At 59.3% G+C, this 19,153-nt stretch carries 16 protein-coding genes and 2 pseudogenes; 10 read left to right on the top strand and 8 right to left on the bottom strand.

Translation table 11 applies throughout. From position 1 onward, the window contains the following. Positions 1-48 precede the first annotated feature (48 nt). The gene (locus AK821_RS26875; RefSeq protein WP_064392952.1) at positions 49-4,944 is read left to right on the top strand and encodes an NAD-glutamate dehydrogenase; all 4,896 of its coding nucleotides are present in this window, start codon (positions 49-51) and stop codon (positions 4,942-4,944) included. Between the two features lie 165 nt (positions 4,945-5,109). Here the strand turns inward: AK821_RS26875 and AK821_RS26870 are convergent, their stop codons facing one another. The 4 genes from AK821_RS26870 to pdxR form a co-directional block, all read right to left on the bottom strand. Next, positions 5,110-5,823: a hypothetical protein gene (locus AK821_RS26870; RefSeq protein WP_064392951.1), complete on the bottom strand. Its 714-nt coding sequence runs from the start codon at positions 5,821-5,823 to the stop codon at positions 5,110-5,112. Between the two features lie 218 nt (positions 5,824-6,041). Beyond that, positions 6,042-6,446, bottom strand: a complete 405-nt coding sequence (locus tag AK821_RS26865; RefSeq protein WP_064392950.1) for a cupin domain-containing protein — start codon at positions 6,444-6,446, stop codon at positions 6,042-6,044. A 223-nt stretch (positions 6,447-6,669) separates the two neighbouring features. Beyond that, positions 6,670-6,963, bottom strand: a complete 294-nt coding sequence (locus AK821_RS26860; protein ID WP_016984406.1) for a putative quinol monooxygenase — start codon at positions 6,961-6,963, stop codon at positions 6,670-6,672. Positions 6,964-7,086: 123 nt separating this feature from the next. Then, positions 7,087-8,520 carry a MocR-like pyridoxine biosynthesis transcription factor PdxR gene (gene pdxR, locus AK821_RS26855; RefSeq protein ID WP_064392949.1) on the bottom strand — a complete coding sequence of 478 codons (1,434 nt, stop codon included), beginning with the start codon at positions 8,518-8,520 and terminating at the stop codon, positions 7,087-7,089. A gap of 311 nt (positions 8,521-8,831) precedes the next feature. On the opposite strand from pdxR, the gene AK821_RS26850 reads away from it, so the two are divergent. Continuing rightward, a complete protein-coding gene (locus tag AK821_RS26850) occupies positions 8,832-9,272 on the top strand; it encodes a carboxymuconolactone decarboxylase family protein (protein WP_008087990.1) in 441 nt (146 codons plus the stop codon). Between the two features lie 262 nt (positions 9,273-9,534). On the opposite strand, the gene AK821_RS26845 is transcribed toward AK821_RS26850, so the two are convergent. After that, the gene (locus tag AK821_RS26845; protein ID WP_064392948.1) at positions 9,535-9,849 is read right to left on the bottom strand and encodes a hypothetical protein; all 315 of its coding nucleotides are present in this window, start codon (positions 9,847-9,849) and stop codon (positions 9,535-9,537) included. 207 nt (positions 9,850-10,056) lie between these two features. Between AK821_RS26845 and AK821_RS26840 the strand changes: the two genes are divergently transcribed. From AK821_RS26840 to AK821_RS26830, 3 genes are read left to right on the top strand one after another with little or no spacing between them, the layout of a single operon-like run. Beyond that, on the top strand, positions 10,057-10,722 hold the full coding sequence (locus AK821_RS26840) for a secretin and TonB N-terminal domain-containing protein (protein WP_064392947.1): 666 nt from the start codon (positions 10,057-10,059) through the stop codon (positions 10,720-10,722). Then, complete coding sequence (locus AK821_RS26835) at positions 10,719-11,270, top strand: RNA polymerase sigma factor (RefSeq protein ID WP_007913935.1); 552 nt, start codon at positions 10,719-10,721, stop codon at positions 11,268-11,270. The genes AK821_RS26840 and AK821_RS26835 overlap by 4 nt, the downstream gene beginning before the upstream one ends. A 31-nt stretch (positions 11,271-11,301) precedes the next feature. Continuing rightward, entirely contained in the window at positions 11,302-12,240 is a 939-nt protein-coding gene (locus AK821_RS26830; protein WP_064392946.1) for a FecR family protein, read from the top strand. 681 nt (positions 12,241-12,921) lie between these two features. Here the strand turns inward: AK821_RS26830 and AK821_RS26825 are convergent. Continuing rightward, positions 12,922-13,842, bottom strand: coding sequence for a LysR family transcriptional regulator (locus AK821_RS26825; RefSeq protein WP_064392945.1), 921 nt, complete (start codon positions 13,840-13,842; stop codon positions 12,922-12,924). Positions 13,843-13,970: 128 nt separating this feature from the next. On the opposite strand from AK821_RS26825, the gene AK821_RS26820 reads away from it, so the two are divergent. From AK821_RS26820 to AK821_RS26810, 3 genes are all read left to right on the top strand, one after another. Next, positions 13,971-15,131: a metallophosphoesterase gene (locus AK821_RS26820; protein ID WP_064392944.1), complete on the top strand. Its 1,161-nt coding sequence runs from the start codon at positions 13,971-13,973 to the stop codon at positions 15,129-15,131. Next, positions 15,128-15,988: an SDR family NAD(P)-dependent oxidoreductase gene (locus AK821_RS26815; protein ID WP_064392943.1), complete on the top strand. Its 861-nt coding sequence runs from the start codon at positions 15,128-15,130 to the stop codon at positions 15,986-15,988. The genes AK821_RS26820 and AK821_RS26815 overlap by 4 nt, the downstream gene beginning before the upstream one ends. A gap of 111 nt (positions 15,989-16,099) precedes the next feature. Continuing rightward, complete coding sequence (locus AK821_RS26810; RefSeq protein WP_064392942.1) at positions 16,100-17,341, top strand: MFS transporter; 1,242 nt, start codon at positions 16,100-16,102, stop codon at positions 17,339-17,341. A 195-nt stretch (positions 17,342-17,536) separates the two neighbouring features. Here the strand turns inward: AK821_RS26810 and AK821_RS26805 are convergent, their stop codons facing one another. Beyond that, on the bottom strand, positions 17,537-18,145 hold the full coding sequence (locus AK821_RS26805) for a prepilin-type N-terminal cleavage/methylation domain-containing protein (RefSeq protein ID WP_064392941.1): 609 nt from the start codon (positions 18,143-18,145) through the stop codon (positions 17,537-17,539). Then, positions 18,142-18,588 carry a type II secretion system minor pseudopilin GspH gene (gspH, locus tag AK821_RS26800; protein ID WP_064392940.1) on the bottom strand — a complete coding sequence of 149 codons (447 nt, stop codon included), beginning with the start codon at positions 18,586-18,588 and terminating at the stop codon, positions 18,142-18,144. Before gspH ends, AK821_RS26805 begins: the two co-directional genes overlap by 4 nt. A 118-nt stretch (positions 18,589-18,706) precedes the next feature. Here gspH and AK821_RS26795 point away from each other — a divergent pair. Both AK821_RS26795 and rnhA read left to right on the top strand, forming a co-directional pair. After that, positions 18,707-18,961 (top strand): annotated as a pseudogene (locus AK821_RS26795) (type II secretion system protein N); the annotation flags it as partial. Positions 18,962-19,015: 54 nt separating this feature from the next. Further along, positions 19,016-19,153: pseudogene (gene rnhA / locus AK821_RS31505) on the top strand (ribonuclease HI); the annotation flags it as partial.

Here is a 19,153-nt window from a genome sequence, read left to right as displayed (position 1 = left end):
TGCACGCGACGCTTTCCATCAATAACAAGCTTAAGCGGAGTACCACAGATGGCGTTCTTCACCGCAGCCAGCAAAGCCGACTTCCAGCACCAACTGCAAGCGGCACTGGCGCAGCACATCAGTGAACAGGCACTGCCACAAGTGGCGCTGTTCGCTGAACAATTCTTCGGCATCATTTCCCTGGACGAGCTGACTCAACGTCGCCTCTCCGACCTCGCTGGCTGTACTCTTTCTGCGTGGCGCCTGCTTGAGCGCTTCGATCACGCGCAACCGCAAGTGCGCGTCTACAACCCCGATTACGAGCGTCATGGCTGGCAGTCGACCCACACCGCGGTCGAAGTCCTGCACCATGACCTGCCATTCCTCGTCGACTCGGTCCGTACCGAACTGAACCGTCGCGGCTACAGCATCCACACCCTGCAAACCACCGTGCTTAGCGTGCGTCGTGGCAGCAAGGGCGAGTTGCTGGAAATCCTGCCGAAGGGCAGCACCGGCGAAGGCGTTCTGCACGAATCGCTGATGTACCTGGAAATCGACCGCTGCGCCAACGCGGCCGAACTGAATGTGCTGAGCAAAGAGCTGGAACAGGTTCTCGGTGAAGTCCGCGTCGCGGTCGCCGATTTCGAGCCAATGAAAGCCAAGGTGCAGGAAATCCTCACCAAGCTCGACAACAGCGCGTTCGCCGTCGATGCCGACGAAAAGAACGAAATCAAGAGCTTCCTGGAATGGCTGGTGGGCAACCACTTCACCTTCCTCGGCTACGAAGAATTCGTGGTCACCGATCAGGCCGATGGTGGCCATATCGAGTACGACCAGAACTCCTTCCTCGGCCTGACCAAACTGCTGCGCACCGGCCTGACCTACGAAGACCTGCGCATCGAAGACTACGCTGTTGCCTACCTGCGCGAACCGACCCTGCTGTCGTTCGCCAAGGCTGCGCACCCGAGCCGTGTTCACCGTCCGGCGTACCCGGACTACGTATCGATCCGTGAAATCGACGCCGACGGCAAAGTCATCAAGGAACACCGCTTCATGGGCCTGTACACCTCCTCGGTGTATGGCGAGAGCGTGCGGGTCATCCCGTTCATCCGCCGCAAGGTCGAAGAAATCGAAACCCGCTCCGGCTTCCAGTCCAAGGCTCACCTGGGCAAGGAACTGGCGCAGGTGCTTGAAGTATTGCCGCGTGATGACCTGTTCCAGACCCCGGTCGACGAACTGTTCACCACCGTGATGTCGATCGTGCAGATCCAGGAACGCAACAAGATCCGCGTGTTCCTGCGCAAAGATCCGTACGGTCGTTTCTGCTACTGCCTGGCCTACGTGCCGCGCGACATCTACTCCACCGAAGTTCGCCAGAAGATCCAGCAAGTATTGATGGAGCGTCTGAAGGCTTCCGATTGCGAGTTCTGGACGTTCTTCTCCGAGTCCGTGCTGGCGCGCGTGCAGTTGATCCTGCGTGTCGACCCGAAAAACCGTCTCGACATCGACCCGGTGCTGCTGGAAAAAGAAGTCGTGCAAGCCTGCCGCAGCTGGCAGGACGACTACGCCGCACTGACCGTCGAAAGCTTCGGCGAAGCCCACGGCACCAACGTGCTGGCTGACTTCCCGAAAGGCTTCCCGGCCGGCTACCGCGAGCGTTTCGCAGCGCATTCGGCCGTGGTCGACATGCAGCACCTGCTGAGCCTCAACGAAAAAAATCCGCTGGTGATGAGCTTCTATCAGCCGCTCGGTCAGGTCTCCGGCCAGCGCGAGCTGCATTGCAAGCTGTATCACGCCGACACGCCGCTGGCACTGTCCGACGTCTTGCCGATTCTGGAAAACCTCGGTCTGCGCGTACTGGGTGAATTCCCGTACCGTCTGCGTCACACCAATGGCCGCGAGTTCTGGATTCACGACTTCGCGTTCACTGCCGCTGAAGGCCTGGACCTCGACATCCAGCAACTCAACGACACCCTGCAGGACGCCTTCGTCCACATCGTTCGGGGCGACGCCGAAAACGATGCGTTCAACCGACTGGTACTGACCGCCGGCCTGCCTTGGCGCGACGTGGCGCTGCTGCGTGCTTACGCGCGTTACCTGAAGCAGATTCGTCTGGGCTTCGATCTGGGTTACATCGCCAGCACCCTGAACAACCACACCGACATCGCTCGCGAGCTGACCCGGTTGTTCAAGACGCGCTTCTATCTGGCGCGCAAACTCAGCGACGACGATCTGGAAGACAAGCAACTGCGTCTGGAACAAGCGATTCTGACCGCACTGGACGATGTCCAGGTGCTCAACGAAGACCGCATCCTGCGTCGTTACCTCGACCTGATCAAAGCCACCCTGCGGACCAACTTCTACCAGACTGACGCCAACGGCCAGAACAAGTCGTACTTCAGCTTCAAGTTCAACCCGCACGCGATCCCTGAACTGCCGAAGCCAGTGCCGAAGTTCGAAATCTTCGTTTACTCGCCACGCGTTGAAGGCGTGCACCTGCGCTTCGGTAACGTCGCGCGTGGTGGTCTGCGTTGGTCCGACCGTGAAGAAGACTTCCGTACCGAAGTCCTCGGGTTGGTGAAAGCTCAACAAGTGAAGAACTCGGTCATCGTGCCAGTCGGCGCGAAGGGCGGCTTCCTGCCGCGTCGCCTGCCACTGGGCGGCAGCCGTGACGAGATCGCGGCCGAGGGCATCGCCTGCTACCGCATCTTCATTTCCGGTCTGTTGGACATTACCGACAACCTGAAAGACGGCGCACTGGTGCCGCCATTGAACGTGGTTCGCCACGACGATGACGACCCGTACTTGGTGGTCGCAGCGGACAAGGGCACTGCAACCTTCTCCGACATCGCCAACGGCATCGCCATCGACTACGGCTTCTGGCTGGGTGACGCGTTTGCGTCCGGTGGTTCGGCCGGTTACGACCACAAGAAAATGGGCATTACCGCCAAAGGCGCGTGGGTTGGCGTACAACGTCACTTCCGCGAGCGCGGCATCAATGTTCAGGAAGACAGCATCACTGTTGTCGGCGTCGGCGACATGGCCGGTGACGTGTTCGGTAACGGCCTGTTGATGTCCGACAAGCTGCAACTGGTCGCTGCCTTCAACCACATGCACATCTTCATCGACCCGAACCCGAATCCGGCGACCAGCTTCGTCGAGCGTCAGCGCATGTTCGACCTGCCGCGTTCGGCCTGGACCGACTACGACACCAGCATCATGTCCGAAGGTGGCGGTATCTTCTCGCGCAGCGCGAAGAGCATCGCGATCTCCCCGCAGATGCAGGAACGCTTCGACATCAAGGCTGACAAGCTGACCCCGACCGAACTGCTGAATGCCTTGCTCAAGGCGCCAGTGGATTTGTTGTGGAACGGCGGTATCGGTACTTACGTCAAGGCCAGCACCGAAAGCCACGCCGATGTCGGCGACAAGGCCAACGACGCACTGCGCGTGAACGGTAACGAGCTGCGCTGCAAAGTCGTGGGCGAGGGCGGTAACCTCGGCATGACCCAACTGGGTCGTGTGGAATTTGGTCTGAATGGCGGCGGTTCCAACACCGACTTCATCGACAACGCCGGTGGCGTGGACTGCTCCGACCACGAAGTGAACATCAAGATCCTGCTGAACGAAGTGGTTCAGGCCGGTGACATGACCGACAAGCAACGCAACCAGTTGCTGGCGAGCATGACCGACGAAGTCGGCAATCTGGTGCTGGGCAACAACTACAAGCAGACTCAGGCCCTGTCCCTGGCGGCGCGCCGCGCTTATGCGCGCATCGCTGAGTACAAGCGTCTGATGGGCGATCTGGAAGGCCGTGGCAAGCTGGACCGTGCCATCGAGTTCCTGCCGACCGAAGAGCAACTGGCCGAGCGTATTGCTGAAGGCCACGGTCTGACCCGTCCTGAGCTGTCGGTACTGATCTCCTACAGCAAGATTGACCTCAAAGAGCAGCTGTTGGGCTCGTTGGTGCCGGACGACGATTACCTGACCCGCGACATGGAAACGGCGTTCCCGCCGTCTCTGGTCAGCAAGTTCTCCGAAGCCATGCGTCGTCACCGTCTGAAGCGCGAGATCGTCAGCACCCAGATCGCCAACGACCTGGTCAACCACATGGGCATCACCTTCGTTCAGCGACTCAAAGAGTCGACCGGCATGAGCCCGGCGAACGTGGCCGGTGCTTACGTGATCGTGCGCGACATCTTCCACCTCCCGCACTGGTTCCGTCAGATCGAAGCGCTGGACTACCAAGTCAGCGCTGACGTGCAGCTGGAGCTGATGGACGAGCTGATGCGTCTGGGTCGCCGCGCCACGCGCTGGTTCCTGCGTGCCCGCCGCAACGAGCAGAACGCTGCCCGTGATACCGCGCACTTCGGTCCACACCTGAAAGAGCTGGGTCTGAAGCTCGACGAACTGCTGAGCGGCGAAATCCGTGAAAACTGGCAGGCGCGTTATCAGGCGTACGTCGAGGCCGGTGTACCGGAATTGCTGGCGCGTATGGTCGCGGGCACCTCGCACCTGTACACCCTGCTGCCGATCATCGAAGCGTCCGACGTGACTGGCCAGGATCCGGCCGAAGTGGCCAAGGCTTACTTCGCCGTGGGCAGTGCGCTGGACATCACCTGGTACCTGCAACAGATCAGCGCGCTGCCGGTTGAAAACAACTGGCAAGCCCTGGCCCGTGAAGCGTTCCGTGACGATGTCGACTGGCAGCAACGTGCAATCACCATCTCCGTCCTGCAACAGGGCGACGGCACGCTGGACGTGGAAGCACGTCTGGCGCTGTGGATGGAACAGCACGAAAGCATGATCTCGCGCTGGCGCGCCATGCTGGTGGAAATCCGTGCTGCGAGCGGCACGGACTACGCCATGTATGCAGTGGCCAACCGTGAACTGCTGGACCTGGCGTTGAGCGGGCAGGCGGTCGTGCCTGCTGTGGCTGCGAATGCTGAGCTTGAACTGGCGTAAGTAGTGGCTGAATGAAAAAGCCCCGGTGTCGTGAGATGCCGGGGCTTTTTTATGTCTTAGGGTTTTTTGCTGGCTGTTATGGCGTCATCGCGAGCAGGCTCACTCCTACAGGGGGAGCGCATTCCAACTGTAGGAGTGAGCCTGCTCGCGATGGCGTTCTTTATATCAATACAACTTCTGACCTTGTTTACTATCCAGCATCGACACTTTATCCGCAGGCCTTGCGACCAAATTGTTGAGCGACTGGTCAAACTTCTGCAGCGCCCGAACTTGCACATCCTGCTGCTGATTAATATCGGCAACTATCTCTTCTGACCGCTTGAAGTCCGCCCATACTGGCGTCAACTCTCGCGCCTCTGAACCTTTCGCCGTACCAATGTAGTTCAACCGTGCATCATAGAAATCGGCACTGACATCGGCTTTGATGTCGGAACTGCGCGAGGTGATCAACTGGCTATGGGTATCGACGATCGCCACCACATCCGGCTTGGCCGCACGCAGGCTTTGCATGTCCGGATACACCGTCACTGAGCCAAACTGGCGTTGCAGGGAGGCGTTGACCCAGTCCACCGCCATGTCCGGTTTTGAGCTGGCGACATAGGCGTCGTGGATCGGCTGCACCAGCAGGCTCTGGCCGAAACCGGTGCCGGCGTTGGCCTGGTAGTCGCGCAGGTATTCTCGGTTGGTCTGGGTGCTTGGGCTGTAGACCACGCCCAACGACACGCCGGGACCGCTTTTTACCTGGGTGGCGCTGCTGCGGCCGGTGGGATGAGGGAGCAAGGTGTCGAGCGAGGAAACTGCTTTCGGCGCGGTGGGGACTGAACAGGCTGACAGAGCTAAAACCGATATTGCCAGTACACTGGTGAGCGCAAGTTTCATGGTGTTTCTCCCGTGAAACAACATCAGTCGGAAAGTTTGGAAATGCCGTCGGCGACGACAGTTAATTCAGACTAAACCCGCCAACCTGACAATTTGCTGAGTTAAAACGTGTTAGATAGTTTCATTTGCTGTAACCCGGCGCGGTTAATTGCGCCGGGAAATAAAAAGGCGCGAAACGATGATTTGCGCCTTTTTATTTATGGCTGGTTAAACAGCCATCAGTTTTTCAGCGGGATCAGCACTTGCTCATCCGGGGCCAGGACCATGAACACCAGCAACTTCGCCGGCTTGCTTTGGCTGGCATTTTTTGACACCAGATGCTCGGAGCCGGCCGGTTCGTACCAGAACTGGCCCTTTTTGTAGGTGATCGCCTGTTCGCCCTTCACCTGGGAAATCACTTCGCCTTCCAGCACATAAGCCATCGCCGTGCCATCGTGTTTATGGGCGATGGAGGACTGGCCGGGTTTGTAGTCGACCTCGATCATCATGGCTTTTTTGCCGGGGGCGTTTTTCAGCATCTGGTCTTGGAGGACGGTGACTTTTTCCGAGGGATCGTGAGCGAAGGCGGCCGAGGTGCAAAGGCTGAAGGCGAGGGCGGCGGCGAAGCAGGGCAGGGCTTTCATGGCGGGTTACCTGTGATGATTGGGGGTGCAATCACAGTAGTCCGCAGGGTGGCGCATTCAAACGGCCAATATTCAGGAAGATCAGGTGACCAATCGGCGGTTATTCAGCGTGTTTGAGTACGCCATCGCTGGCAAGCCAGCTCCCACAGGTTTTGTGTCGTTCATTAAATTATCGAACGACGCTGAACCCTGTGGGAGCTGGCTTGCCAGCGATAGCGTCAGATCAGACGATAGGGAAACTGTTGAAATCCACGCTATTGGCCAACCGGCTATCGATCAGGTCAATAAACCCCTGCGCCTCGGGCCGGTTGAAATGCGCCTGCATCGCCGCTTCCGACTGCCAGCGGGCACTGACCGTCCAGCGGTGGCTGTCCTCGGGGCAGCGGTCGACCAGGTAGGAATCGCAGCCCGGCGTCTCGCGCAGGGTTTCGACGATCTTCTGCAGTTGCCTGCCCAGCTCATCCGAGCGGCCGGCCGCAGCCTGCACCTGGACCGTATTGATCACTTCGTTGGACATTGCTCACACTCCTGAATCAGGCCGGACGAATCCTGCTCATTGAGGGATAACGCCTGTGCAGGATAGGCCTGCCGTCGTGAATCACCAATAACCAATCGGCAGTAAATGCGTTATACCAAAGGCTCATGACAGCTGTTCGAGGATGTCACGCAGGCGATCCAGAGCGATATCGATGTCCAGCGTTTCGATGGCGCCGAAGCCGAAATACAGGCCGTTCTTCGCCGGTTGCTGATGATAGAAACCGTTGATCGAGTACAGCCCGACTTCGACCTTTTTCGCCAGTTCGATCACCAGCGGCAAGTCGATCGGCACCTTGCAGAACACCGCCATATGAAACCCGGCGCTGGCCGGCACCGCCTCAAGCCATGGCGACAAATCATCCGCCATGCGCGCCAGAATCCGCTCACGGCGCTGCGCATAAATCGCATGACAGCGGCGGATATGCTTGAGCAGACAGCCCTCGGCGATGAACTTGGCCAGCGCCCATTGCGGCAGGGTCGAGGCGTGCAGATCGGTGAGCTGCTTGGCGCGGATCACCGCCTCGAGAATCGCCGGCGGCAGGATCGCATAACCCAGGCGCAACTCCGGCAGCAGGGTTTTCGAGAACGTGCCGACGTAGGCGACGATGCCGCGCTGATCGAGGTTGTACAGCGAATCGGTCGGCCGGCCTTCGTAGCGAAACTCGCTGTCATAGTCGTCCTCAATGATAATCGCGCCCAACTCATGAGCGCGGGCCAGCAAGGCTTCACGGCGCGCCTGACTCATCGGCATGCCCAGCGGAAACTGATGCGACGGCGTGACATAGATGAGGCGCGTGCCATCGGGGATGTGCTCGACCTGAATGCCCTCGGCATCCACCGGAATCCCGACCACCTCGGCGCCATGGGTGCCGAACAACAGGCGTGCCGGCGGATAACCCGGATCCTCCATCGCCACCCGACTGCCGGGGCTGATCAGCACGCGGGTGATCAGGTCCAGCGCCTGTTGCGCGCCGTTGCACACGACGATGTCTTCGTCCTGACAGTTGATCCCCCGGGAAAACGCGATGTGCCGGGCAATCGCATTGCGCAGCGCCGGCAGGCCTTCGGCGACGCTGTAGAAACCCTTGGACTGACTCATCTGGCGCATCGCATGGGCGACGCAGCGGCGCCAGTCATCCTGCGGAAACTGGCCCTGGCTGGTGGCGCCGCCGATAAAGTCGTAACGCAACGAGCCTTCCAGCGTCGGGTGACGGAGAAACACCGGCAGATTGCGCCAGCTCTCGATCACCTCGGCACTGGCCAGTTCGGTGTGACTTTGTTTGCGCTGGACCTGCGCCGGGCGCGCGTTGACGTAAGTGCCTTTGCCGATCACCCCGGTGAGGAAGTTTTCGTAGGTCAGTTGCGCGTAGGTGTCGGAAATGGTCTTGCGCGAGATGCCCAGTTGCTCGGCGAGCAGGCGGCTGGGTGGCAATTGCGTGCCAGCGGCCAGACGCCCGGATTCGATGGCGCCGCGCAACTGCTGATACAACTGACCGGCAAGATCCTTGCGGCCGTTGATCACGACGTGAAGTTCCATACCGACGAGGCTCCCGAGGCTAATTGGCGTGCGCGCCAGATTACCGTTGTTACGTGATCGGCAATAGTTGCCTACCCGAAAAACCCAAAATTGGCCTAGATCCCTGTAGGAGTGAGCCTGCTCGCGATGACGGTGGCACATCCGACATCAATGTTGCCTGACACACCGCTATCGCGAGCAGGCTCACTCCTACAGGGATTTGTGTTTGGCGGGGATTCAGTGGTGTAGCGGTTTTCCGTGCAATTGGGGCTGTAATGCGCCGCTGCCGGGGTTTACGGTGAACTCATTATTCCGTCTACCGAGACCCGCCCATGTCCCCGCGCCTGGATTACTACAACGCTTCGCCCAAGGCGATGAAAGCGATGATTGCCATGGAGGCGCTGACCGCCAACCTCAGTATCGAGCAGCCGCTGCTGCAACTGATCCGCATCCGCGCCTCACAGCTCAACGGCTGCGCCTTTTGCACCGACATGCACTCGGTGGATGCGCGACGGGCCGGGGAGAGTGATCGGCGTTTGTATGCGATTGCGGTGTGGCGCGATAGCAATTTCTTCAACCCGCGCGAGCGTGCGGCGTTGGCTTGGGCCGAGGCGGTGACGTTGTTGGCGGAAAGCCGTGTGCCCGATGAGGTGTATCAGCAGGCGCGCGAGCAATTCAGCGAAGGGGAGCTGGTCGACCTGACCATGGCCGTCACCACCATCAACAGCTGGAACCGCCTCGCGGTGAGCTTTCGCCAAACGCCAAGCGATTGAGCCCCCGATGATCGTTCCCACGCTCTGCGTGGGAATGCCTCAACGGACGCTCTGCGTTCGGCTCTGGATGGGACGCAGAGCGTCCCGGGCTGCATTCCCACGCGGAGCGTAGGAACGATCGGTAAGCGACTGAAGACCACAGGATCGTTCCCACGCTCTGCGTGGGAATGCCTCAGCGGACGCTCTGCGTTCGGCTCTGGATGGGACGCGGAGCGTCCCGGGCTGTATTCCCACGCGGAGCGTGGGAACGATCGGTGGCGTGTCATTGCGGTGGGCGTTGCGGTTTCACTGAGGTGCCAAAGGTATTGCCCATCCGCGTACTGGTCGCCGCCGGCGTCGCGAGGCCAACCTGATTCGGCGGCCGCTTGTTCAACGGCACATTCAGCGCCTCTTGATTCTTCTCCGCCGCCGCAGCGCCTTCCGGGTTATTGCCCATCTGCTGGCTCAGACAATCGTAATTCGGTGCCTTGTAGCCGCCGACCGTCACTTCCACACAGCCCAGCGGCTGTTCGGCATAAGCGCTCGACAGCGCCATCAACAACAGCCCGCCAAGGCTTAATCGCCACAGTGTGTTCATGCTCGCCTCCTGGCCGGCCCGATGGGGCCGCGCTATGGCTTGAGTCTAGTGCAAGCCGTGCGCAATTCCCGTGATGGTTTTTTTGCACCGCCCGTCACACCAGATTCATAAACAGCCCTCAGGATGACGATTTCCAAGGATTCGTCAGCCGTGCAGCGAGGCAATTCCACGGACGGTTTTCAGCGTTCAACGAGGCTTGTGCGCCGGATGTGTCTGGGGTGGCTGCTTGGCTGTGCGGCGGGCCATGCCATGGCCGATGCGGTGCCGGCGGACCTGCGGATGACGCTGCACATTCCGGCACAGGATCTGGCCCGCGCGCTGGATCAGTACAGCCACGCCACGGGCGTTGCGGTGCTGGTCGACAGTCAGTTGAGTCGCGGTCGTCGCTCGCTGGCGGTGGATGGTGAATACACCGCCGCCGATGCCCTGCGTCGATTGCTCGGCGGCAGCGGTTTGATGGCGCGGTATGCCCGCGACGATGCGTTTACGTTGCAAGTGGCGCAGGTCGAAGACGTACCGGCACCATCGCAAAAACAGACGCCGGAAAGCGTCGCGGTCAACCGCAGTTACGCCACGGCCGTGCAAGCGGCGATCGAGCGCAATCTGTGCCGCTCGCCGCTGACCCGGCCGGGCAGTTATCGCGCGGTGTTGCAGGTCTGGGTCGGCCGCGACGGCTTGGTGCAGCACAACCGGTTGGTCACTTCGACCGGTGATGTACGGCGCGACAACGCGCTGGTGGAAAGCTTTCGCAACCTCAAAATCGACCGGCCGACGCCCAGCGCCTTGCGTCAGCCGGTCACGTTGCTGTTGTTACCGGAGTCGTCAGGAAAACGCATGGAATGCACCAAATGGGAAGGAGTTTCCGGGGGATGAAAGACACCGGACAAGGTTCGATGGTCCAACTGTTCCTGACGTCCTACGAGGACTTTCGGGTGCGCCTGCGCAGGCGTCTCGGTTCGGAAGATCTGGCCAACGACGTGCTGCACGAAACCTATCTGCGCGTCGATCGCATGGAGACGCCGCCGAACGTCCTGCGGCCGAATGCCTACCTCTATCGCATGGCCCTGAACATCGCCGCCGACCGCCGTCAGGCCGACGCGCGCCTGCTCACCGGCGAGGAAGTCGAAGAGCTGCTGCAAATCGGCGACGAAGCCCTCGATCCCGCGCGAGTAGTCGGTGGGCAGAAGGAAATCCAGTCGCTGCTCAGTGCGTTGTACGAGCTGCCCGCACGGCGCCGGAAGATCTTCATCGCGGCGCGTCTGGAGGAGGCGCCGCATCTGGAAATCTCGCAGCGCTTCGGCATTTCCACGCGCATGGTCGAGAAGGAAATCAAAGCCGCGTTGGGCTTCTGCGCCGCGAAACTGGAAAGAAAAGTGTTTCAGCGGTTCGGTCGCGGGGCCGGAAAACCGTCTTCTGAATAGTGCCCGATCAATTCGTTGAGAATCTGCGCGTTTGAACATCTTTCGACTGACACCTGCCGAGCCATCGGCGGCCGACCATCTGCACAGCGAAGCCCGCGACTGGCTGGTCCTGCTGACCTCCGGCCGCGCTACCGTGGCCGACGCCCGAGCCCTGCGCGAATGGTGCGCCCGGAGTGCCGAGCATGCCCGCGCGTTCGAAGAGGCCAAGGTGTTGTGGCACAACTTGCAACCCGCCGCGCAAGGCATACAAGCACCGCGTGGGTTTGGCCGTCGTGCTTTTCTCGGTGGGGCGATTGCTGCGTCGGCGGGGTTTTTGCTGGTGCGCGGGACGATTCCTGGTGGTTTTGAAGGGCTGGGTGCTGACTACATCACTGAAGTTGGCCAGCAGCGTCGTTTCGAACCGGTGCAGGGTGTGAGCCTGGAGCTGAATACTCAGACGCGGATTAATCAGCGTGCAGTGTCTGAGGGTGTGCAGGGTTTTGAGCTGGTCAGTGGTGAAGTTGAAGTGCAGACCGCGCGGTTGCCGTTGGCGATGCAGGCTGGGGGAGGGTGGTTGCGGGCCAGTCAGGGGCGGTTCAACTTGCGCAACACTGATCAGCAAGTCTGTGTGACTTGCCTTGATGGTGCGGTTGAAGTGGATGTTGAGGGGCGTAGTCTGCGTCTTGAACCGGGGCAGCAGGTGACTTACGACGCGCGGCAGGTTGGCAGTGTGCAGAGTGTCGACACGGCGGCGGTGATGAATTGGCGTCAGCAAGTGTTGGTGTTTAACGGCGCTACGCTGAGCCAGATGATTGATGAGATCAATCGGTATCGGCCGGGGATGTTGTTGCTGCTTAATCGTGAGCTTGGGCAGCGGCGGGTGCAGGCGCGCTTTAGCCTTGATCAACTTGCTGGCGTTGCATTGCTGATTCGGGATGCTTATGGCGTTAAGTGCACTGAGTTGCCGGGTGGCGTCGTTGTTTTGAGTTAGTGGGGTTGATTGGGTACATATCCGTTGCTGCGGTAACGGCGGCTTAGGGTTCCGCCCTTACGGCGGGTCACTTTTGACAAACGCCTCAAAAGTAACCAAAAACGCTTGCTCCTACGTCCGGCCCGCTCGCTAAAGCTCGGGGTTCCTTCGCTCCGGGATCCATCCGGGCGCATCGCCTACGGTTTGCTTCGCTGCACCTCCTCTCGATGCATTTGGCTGCGCCAAACGGTCGCTGCGCTCCCACCCCCGGATGAATCCCTCCACTCAGCCTTCCGACGTCGCCCGTGGATCAAGATCAAGAGCTGCAGCCGAGCTAACGCTCATCCTGTCGAGTGGGGCGGCTTTGCCGCTTGGGTTGTACGCACATTAAAACGGTGGGAGCGAGCTTGCTCGCGAAGGGGCCTGCCAGCCAACCTATCCCCAACTGACTCCACCCATTCCCACTGTGGGAGCGAGCCTGCTCGCGAAGGCGGCCTGCCAACCAACCAATCCCCCACTGACCTCACCCAATCCCTGTAGGAGCGAGCCTGCTCGCGATGACGGCCTAACAGCTAACCAATCCCCAACTGCCTGCCCCGAATACCTGCGGGAGCTGGCTTGCCAGCGATGGCGGCCAGCCAGCCCATCTCTCTTGGGGGCTGTCGTCATTCAGCGTGATGGACGCGGCCTTCGATAATCTGGTCAGGAGGACAGGTTAGCCCGAAACAGATCTACCAGCTCTCGAAGACCTGGCGGCATTTGTCGACGTCCAGGGTAGTAAATATAAAATGCGGGTTCGATGGGAGCCCAGTCCGGGAGCACAATTTGTAGCTCGCCGCGAGCGAGGTAAGCACTGACACGTTCGTCGAGGCAGTAGGTGATGCCTCGATCGGCTAGTGCCATCTCAATTCCGAAAGTGGTTTCGTTCACGCATAGCTGTCCAGGAACATCGATGGCCTGATGGTCGCCATCCTTTTCAAAATCCCACCGGTAGATGACACCGTTACCCGTTCGAATCTGGATGCAGTTGTGGTTCTTCAAGTCCTCGGGAATCACGATACGAGCATTAGCGTTCAGGTATCTAGGCGAGGCCACCGCTACCCATCGCAACTCTTCGCTAAGTCGCACGGCAATGTAGTCTTCGGGAATCGTGTTGCCGAAACGGATGCCGGCGTCGAAGCCTGCCGAAACGATGTCCACCATCCTGTCGTCAACTGCGACTTCTACTGAGACCTCAGGATAGGCCTCCAGAAATAACGGAAGAAACTTCGTGAACAGTAGGCGTGCGCCGTCAGCCAAGACGTTGAGCCGAAGTCGGCCGGAAGGTCTGTCTCTGTGGCGATCCAGCGCTGCCAGAGCGCCGCTTATCTCGGTAAAACCCACGGTCAATCGCTTTGCAAGCGCGGCTCCTGCGTCGGTTGGAGACACCGTCCTGCTCGTCCGATTCAGCAGCCGAACGCCGAGCCGACTTTCCAGATTGCGGATGGCATGACTCAGCGCTGAGGTCGTGATACCGAGTTCGACCGCCGCATGGGTAAAGCTTCGCATCCTTTCAACGGCGAGAAAGGAATTCAGATCGGCGAGGTCTGCACGAGAAAGCCGTGCGGTAGGCAGTACAGGCATGACGTGTCCATGGTTGAGCTGAATTCAAAGGCTGATGCAATCTCGCTAATCAATTGCGCGATTCATCTCGGTTACTATTAATTTCACTCAACGATCGCTTCGTCAACCCTAAGGGTGGTGTCCGTACTGTGTTCCATATCTACCTGACCGTTGCTTACCTCTATGTTCTTTGGCGCTTCATCGTCCCGCTACCTGTCGGTCGTGGTTGGCGTGCGCTGTTGGCGGTAGGGCTGCTCATCATTTCGAAGTACCACCTTATTCTCATCGCCGTTTACGGAACGATGTTTTCCCCTGAGGTGCCTCGTGCAGCGGTCTTGGTTGCAGGCTGGCTGTTCTGTGCGTTTGTACTGGTGATGGTGCTGACGCTGGTCACCGATTTGATCTGTGCAGCCCTTGCGATCAGGCGCACGGTGGTTATGAAAGACGTGTTTGATGGACGACTCCGTTCCGCAATCGCACTAGCAGCGCTGCTGCTTTCAGCCGTGGGTGTTTATCAAGCAGTGCAGGTGCCTGGCGTTCATCGCGTTGAAGTAACGGTGCAGCACCTGCCTCGATCACTGGATGGCTTACGGATCGTCCAGTTGACTGACTTGCACATCAGCCGCCTATTCCAGGCTGATTGGGTTGAAGGAGTCGTGTCTCGCGCCAATGCACTGAATGCCGATGCCATTCTGATCACCGGTGATCTCATAGACGGCACCGTCGAAGCTCGTAAGAACGACGTCGCACCGCTGAGCAAGCTCACTGCTCCACTGGGTGTAATTGCCATTCCTGGCAACCACGAATACTACTTCGACGCAGACCAATGGATCGCGGAGTTCAAGCGTTTGGGCATGCAGGTTCTGGTGAATGAGCACGTCATCCTGCGTAAAGGCGCAGACCAGTTAATCGTCGCAGGCGTAACTGACGAGGCTGCTCCAGCTTATGGCCATAAAGGCCCGGACTTGGCTGAAGCCCTCGCCGGCGCTCCAAAAGATGTGCCCACGATTCTTCTAAAACATCGCCCCCAAGGTGCACCGGATTCGGCGGCTGCTAGCGTCGGTTTGCAACTGTCCGGACACACCCATGGGGGCATGATCACCGGCTTGGACTTGGTAGCCGGATATGCCAATCAGGGTTTTATCTCCGGCCATTATGACGTCGGCAAGATGAGGCTTTACGTCAGCAATGGCACTGCCTTGTGGAACGGTTTTCCAATCCGCCTCGGTGTGCCCGCCGAAATTACTGAGATTGTCCTGCGGGCCAGTCCGACGCTTAACGAACATCCAGTCAGGAGAACATTCTTGTGAATCATCCAGCCATTCGTAGCGGTGCCGTTGCGGTCATTACCGGGGCTGCAGTTGGCATTGGTTACGCCATTGCGCGGCGGGTTGCCAGCGAGGGAATGAACGTCGTTCTTTTTGATCGCGATGCGTCTGCATTGGACGTTGCGATCAAGACATTACGCAATCAATTTCCTGACGTGAACCTGCTGGTGATCAAGGGCGATGTCACGTCCGAAAGCGATCTTCACCATCTCTACGAAAGGTCATGTGAATTCGGTGAAGTATCCCTACTGGTGAATAACGCAGCCATCAACACGGGGGCGGGGCCATGGGAAGGCCTGGCCCAATGGCGAATGTTGATGGAAATCAATTTCTGGAGTGTGTTGACGCTACAGCAGCTTTTCGTAGATACGATGTTTTCCCAAAGCGGCGCAGCCGCCATCGTCAACCTTGGCTCGAAGGAAGGCATCACTACTCGTCCTGGAAACGCGGCGTACTCGCTTTCAAAAGCTGCGGTCAAAGTCCTTACCGAGCAGTTAGCCCATGAGCTACGCGAGAAGGTGGGTGACCGTGTAACCGCTCACCTTCTGATACCTGGATACACGTTCACACCTATGAATTTCCCAGGTATGACCCGTGATACGCAAAAGCCGGACAGTCCATGGACAGCCGATCAAGTCGCAGATCGCATGGTCGAGAAAATGGCTGAGGGCGACTTCTATATTTTCTGTGAAGACAACGAAGCCAGCTGGGAACTGGATCAGCGCCGCATGCAGTGGGCAGCAGATGACATGATCCAGAACCGTCCAGCGCTTTCTCGCTGGCACGAAGATTACGCAGATGAATTCACCGATTACATCGCGGATATCGTCCACAAGTAGGCCGGCGACTACGACCCGGTAAGCCCATTCTTGGCACCTCATCCAGACAGGTGCCACTGCGTTGCATTTTTAAAGCGTGCCTTCGGTATCGCTTCATCGGAGGCATTGTTCATGACCAGTCAATCCAGTATCGATACGAGCACTTCACAGTCCCGTCCGGCCATTGACGTCCCACACGGCACAGGCACGGCCATCGCCATACTTGGCCTCGGCGGCCTATTCATCGGTACGGGTGAGTTTGCGTCCATGAGTTTGCTTCCCGGTCTGGCGTCGAGCACGCACGTTTCCATACCGGTTGCAGGCGGTTACATCACGGCCTACGCCCTTGGCGTTGTGGTCGGCGCGCCGCTCATTGCAATCCTCGCCGCACGCTGCCCTCGCAAGGCTCTATTGATCGCATTACTTGCGCTTTTTGCGATTGGATATGGGGCAAGCGCCGTCGCCTGGAATCATGCAACTTTGCTAGGTGCGCGTTTCCTGGCCGGTCTGCCGCATGGCGCTTACTACGGTGTCGCCTGCCTGGTTGCCGCGACCATGGTCGCTGAAAATCGAAAAGCTCAAGCTGCCGGCTATGTTATGGCGGGATTGGCGGCGGCCAATGTCGTAGGTGTTCCAACTGCCACGTGGATCGGTCAGCTCTTCGGATGGCGGGGCGCGTTTGCGCTGCTCGCTGCGGGTGGAGTCATTGCCATCGTTCTGTTTTGGATATTTATCCCGACCATCCCCCGCGACGAGTCTGCGAGTCCGAAATCCGAACTCGCTGGTCTCAAAAAGCCTCAGCTTTGGCTAACGCTGGCTACAGCTTCAATCGGTTTCGGCGGGATGTTTTCGGTGTATAGCTACATTACCCCGACCTTGACTGAAGTGACTGGTTTTACATCCGGCCAGGTGCCAATGGTCTTGGCGGTCTGGGGCATAGGCATGATTGTTGGCAACCTGATTGGCGGCTGGCTGGCTGACCGCGCGCTGGTTCCTGCGATCTTCTACATCATGATCTGGAACGCGGTGTTCCTGGCGAGCTTCTCCGTTTTCGCATCCTCTGGGATCGGCACTCTGGCTGTACTGTTTTTAATCGGATGCGGCTTCGCACTGGTACCCGCACTCCAGGTACGTCTGATGAATGTTGCCGGTGAAGCTCAAACACTTGCCGCGGCCCTCAACCACAGCGCATTCAACATATCCAACGCGGTCGGTGCCTCGCTTGGTGGCCTCGCCATTGCCGGCGGACTCGGCTGGGCATCAACGGGCTGGGTTGGCGCAGGCCTGGCCGTTCTCGGCATCATGTTTTTCGCTGTTTCGATTGGTGTTGAAAAGCGTTCCATGGCGACCAGCGCTGCAACATCGTCAACGTGAAGGCCGGATCTTATGCGGTGAGTCCATTGCGTCGAGCCATCGTCCGAACAGGAGATTGATTCACGGTAAAGCCACAGATGACCATTCAACTATCTGACGCACAGCGAACTGGTTTACCAGCGATGGCGGCCTGACAGCCGGGCAGTTTGTCCTGATGAGCACAGATCTCGTTGAAGTTGCCGTAGGCGGAACGGCTCAATTAAGTGGGCCAATCACCTGCCGATATTTCTCCACCCCCTGTGGCGTCTGCCGAGTCAACCGAATCTCCAGCCCTTGTGGATCCTCCTGCCGGTTGCCGCTCAGTTGTCGCCAGCCTTTATCGATTTCCCAAACGCGTACTTGCGCATCGCTGACTTCGTTCAACACCGCCACCCCAGCCGTTGGCGCGGGCAGTGGATATTGACTGCGCGCCGGGGCCACCGCGCGGTACAAAGTGTCGCCCTTGACCCACCACCGCACCCGCTGCAACGCCCCCGGCTGATCCGCCGCACTCCGAATAATGTCCAGCCGAAAACCCTTACTGTCGCTACTGCGCACAGTCAAAGCGGGCGGGGCGCTCGGCGGCTCATCATCCACGCCAACCTTCTTCGGCTCCGTCAACTCAATCCCCGCCCGCATCTCCACATCCCGCTGCAACTGATTCAGCACCCGCAACAAACCGTCACTCTGCTCACTGCTCGCCTGCAAATGACTGTCCGCCCGCGTCACACTGTCCAGCCCCCGCCAGGCAATCAGACTCACCACCGCCATCAACAAAATCGCGACCATCACCTCAATCAACGTAAACCCTTGCTGGCGCTTCATTGCAGGCTGATCCTTCCACTGCCATCACGCAGCACACTCAAGCGATTCAAGCCATCCGACAACGTCAATTGCAGCGGCGGATTGATCCACTCAGCGTTCAGCACGACCCTCTGTTTCGGCTCCACCCGCACCTCCATCTTCGGACTCTGCCAGGCACGCGGCCGCAACTGCGGATCCTGCGCGAAATGATCAAACCCCTTGCCACTGTCACTGCGTCGACTAAAGCGAAACCCCTTGGCATCACTCACCCACACAATCGGCCGGCCATCCGCCCGGGCCTCGGCCTGCGCGACCTGCAGCAACTGCGCCACACGCTCGGCATCCTTGCGCAGCAACTGCAACGGATCGGGCTTGATACTCAAGCTGATCGCCGCACTGGCGATGCCGATGATCACCAGCACCACCATCAACTCGATCAGCGTAAAACCCTCTTGCCTGTTCATCGCGCGCGCTCCTTTGCGTCCTGCGCCATCGTGCACGGCCAACATGTAAGGCGTGTGAAATAAAACGGAGAGAATTGCCGCGTAGGCTGACAGCAGGGATAAAAAGGAGATTCAACCCATGACCTTCACCGCACGCATTTCCCCACCCCATATGGTCCAGGCCCTCGCAGTGCTCGCCGCGCTGGTCGGCGTGGCGACATGGTCGTCGCTGCTCCTGACCTCCGCCGAATCCCACACCCCAGCAGCGGCCCCGCAGTTGCTGGCCGCTCGCAGTGATAGCCCGGCGTTGCAGTGGTTTTCCAATCAAACGGCGCCGATGGATATCAAGGTGAGCGGGGTGATGGCGGGGAGTCGGGGGGCGGTGGCTATATTGCGGGAGGCGTGGAGGCGGCCGGGGGAGGGGTTGCTGGGCACCGCCCCGCGGTAGGTGAGGAAGGGCATCACCGCGGGGATGGCCAGGAGGAAGAAACGGGGCGGAAAACCCGCGGCAAAAGACCGGGGGAAAACCGCGGTTCTGTGGAAGGAGCGGGTTGAGCAGGTCAACCGCCACAAGGTCACCTGGAAA

The organism is Pseudomonas sp. RIT-PI-r (assembly GCF_001297015.1).
In the GTDB taxonomy this organism is placed as follows: Bacteria; Pseudomonadota; Gammaproteobacteria; order Pseudomonadales; family Pseudomonadaceae; genus Aquipseudomonas.
This window is presented reverse-complemented; position numbering and strand designations above follow the sequence as displayed.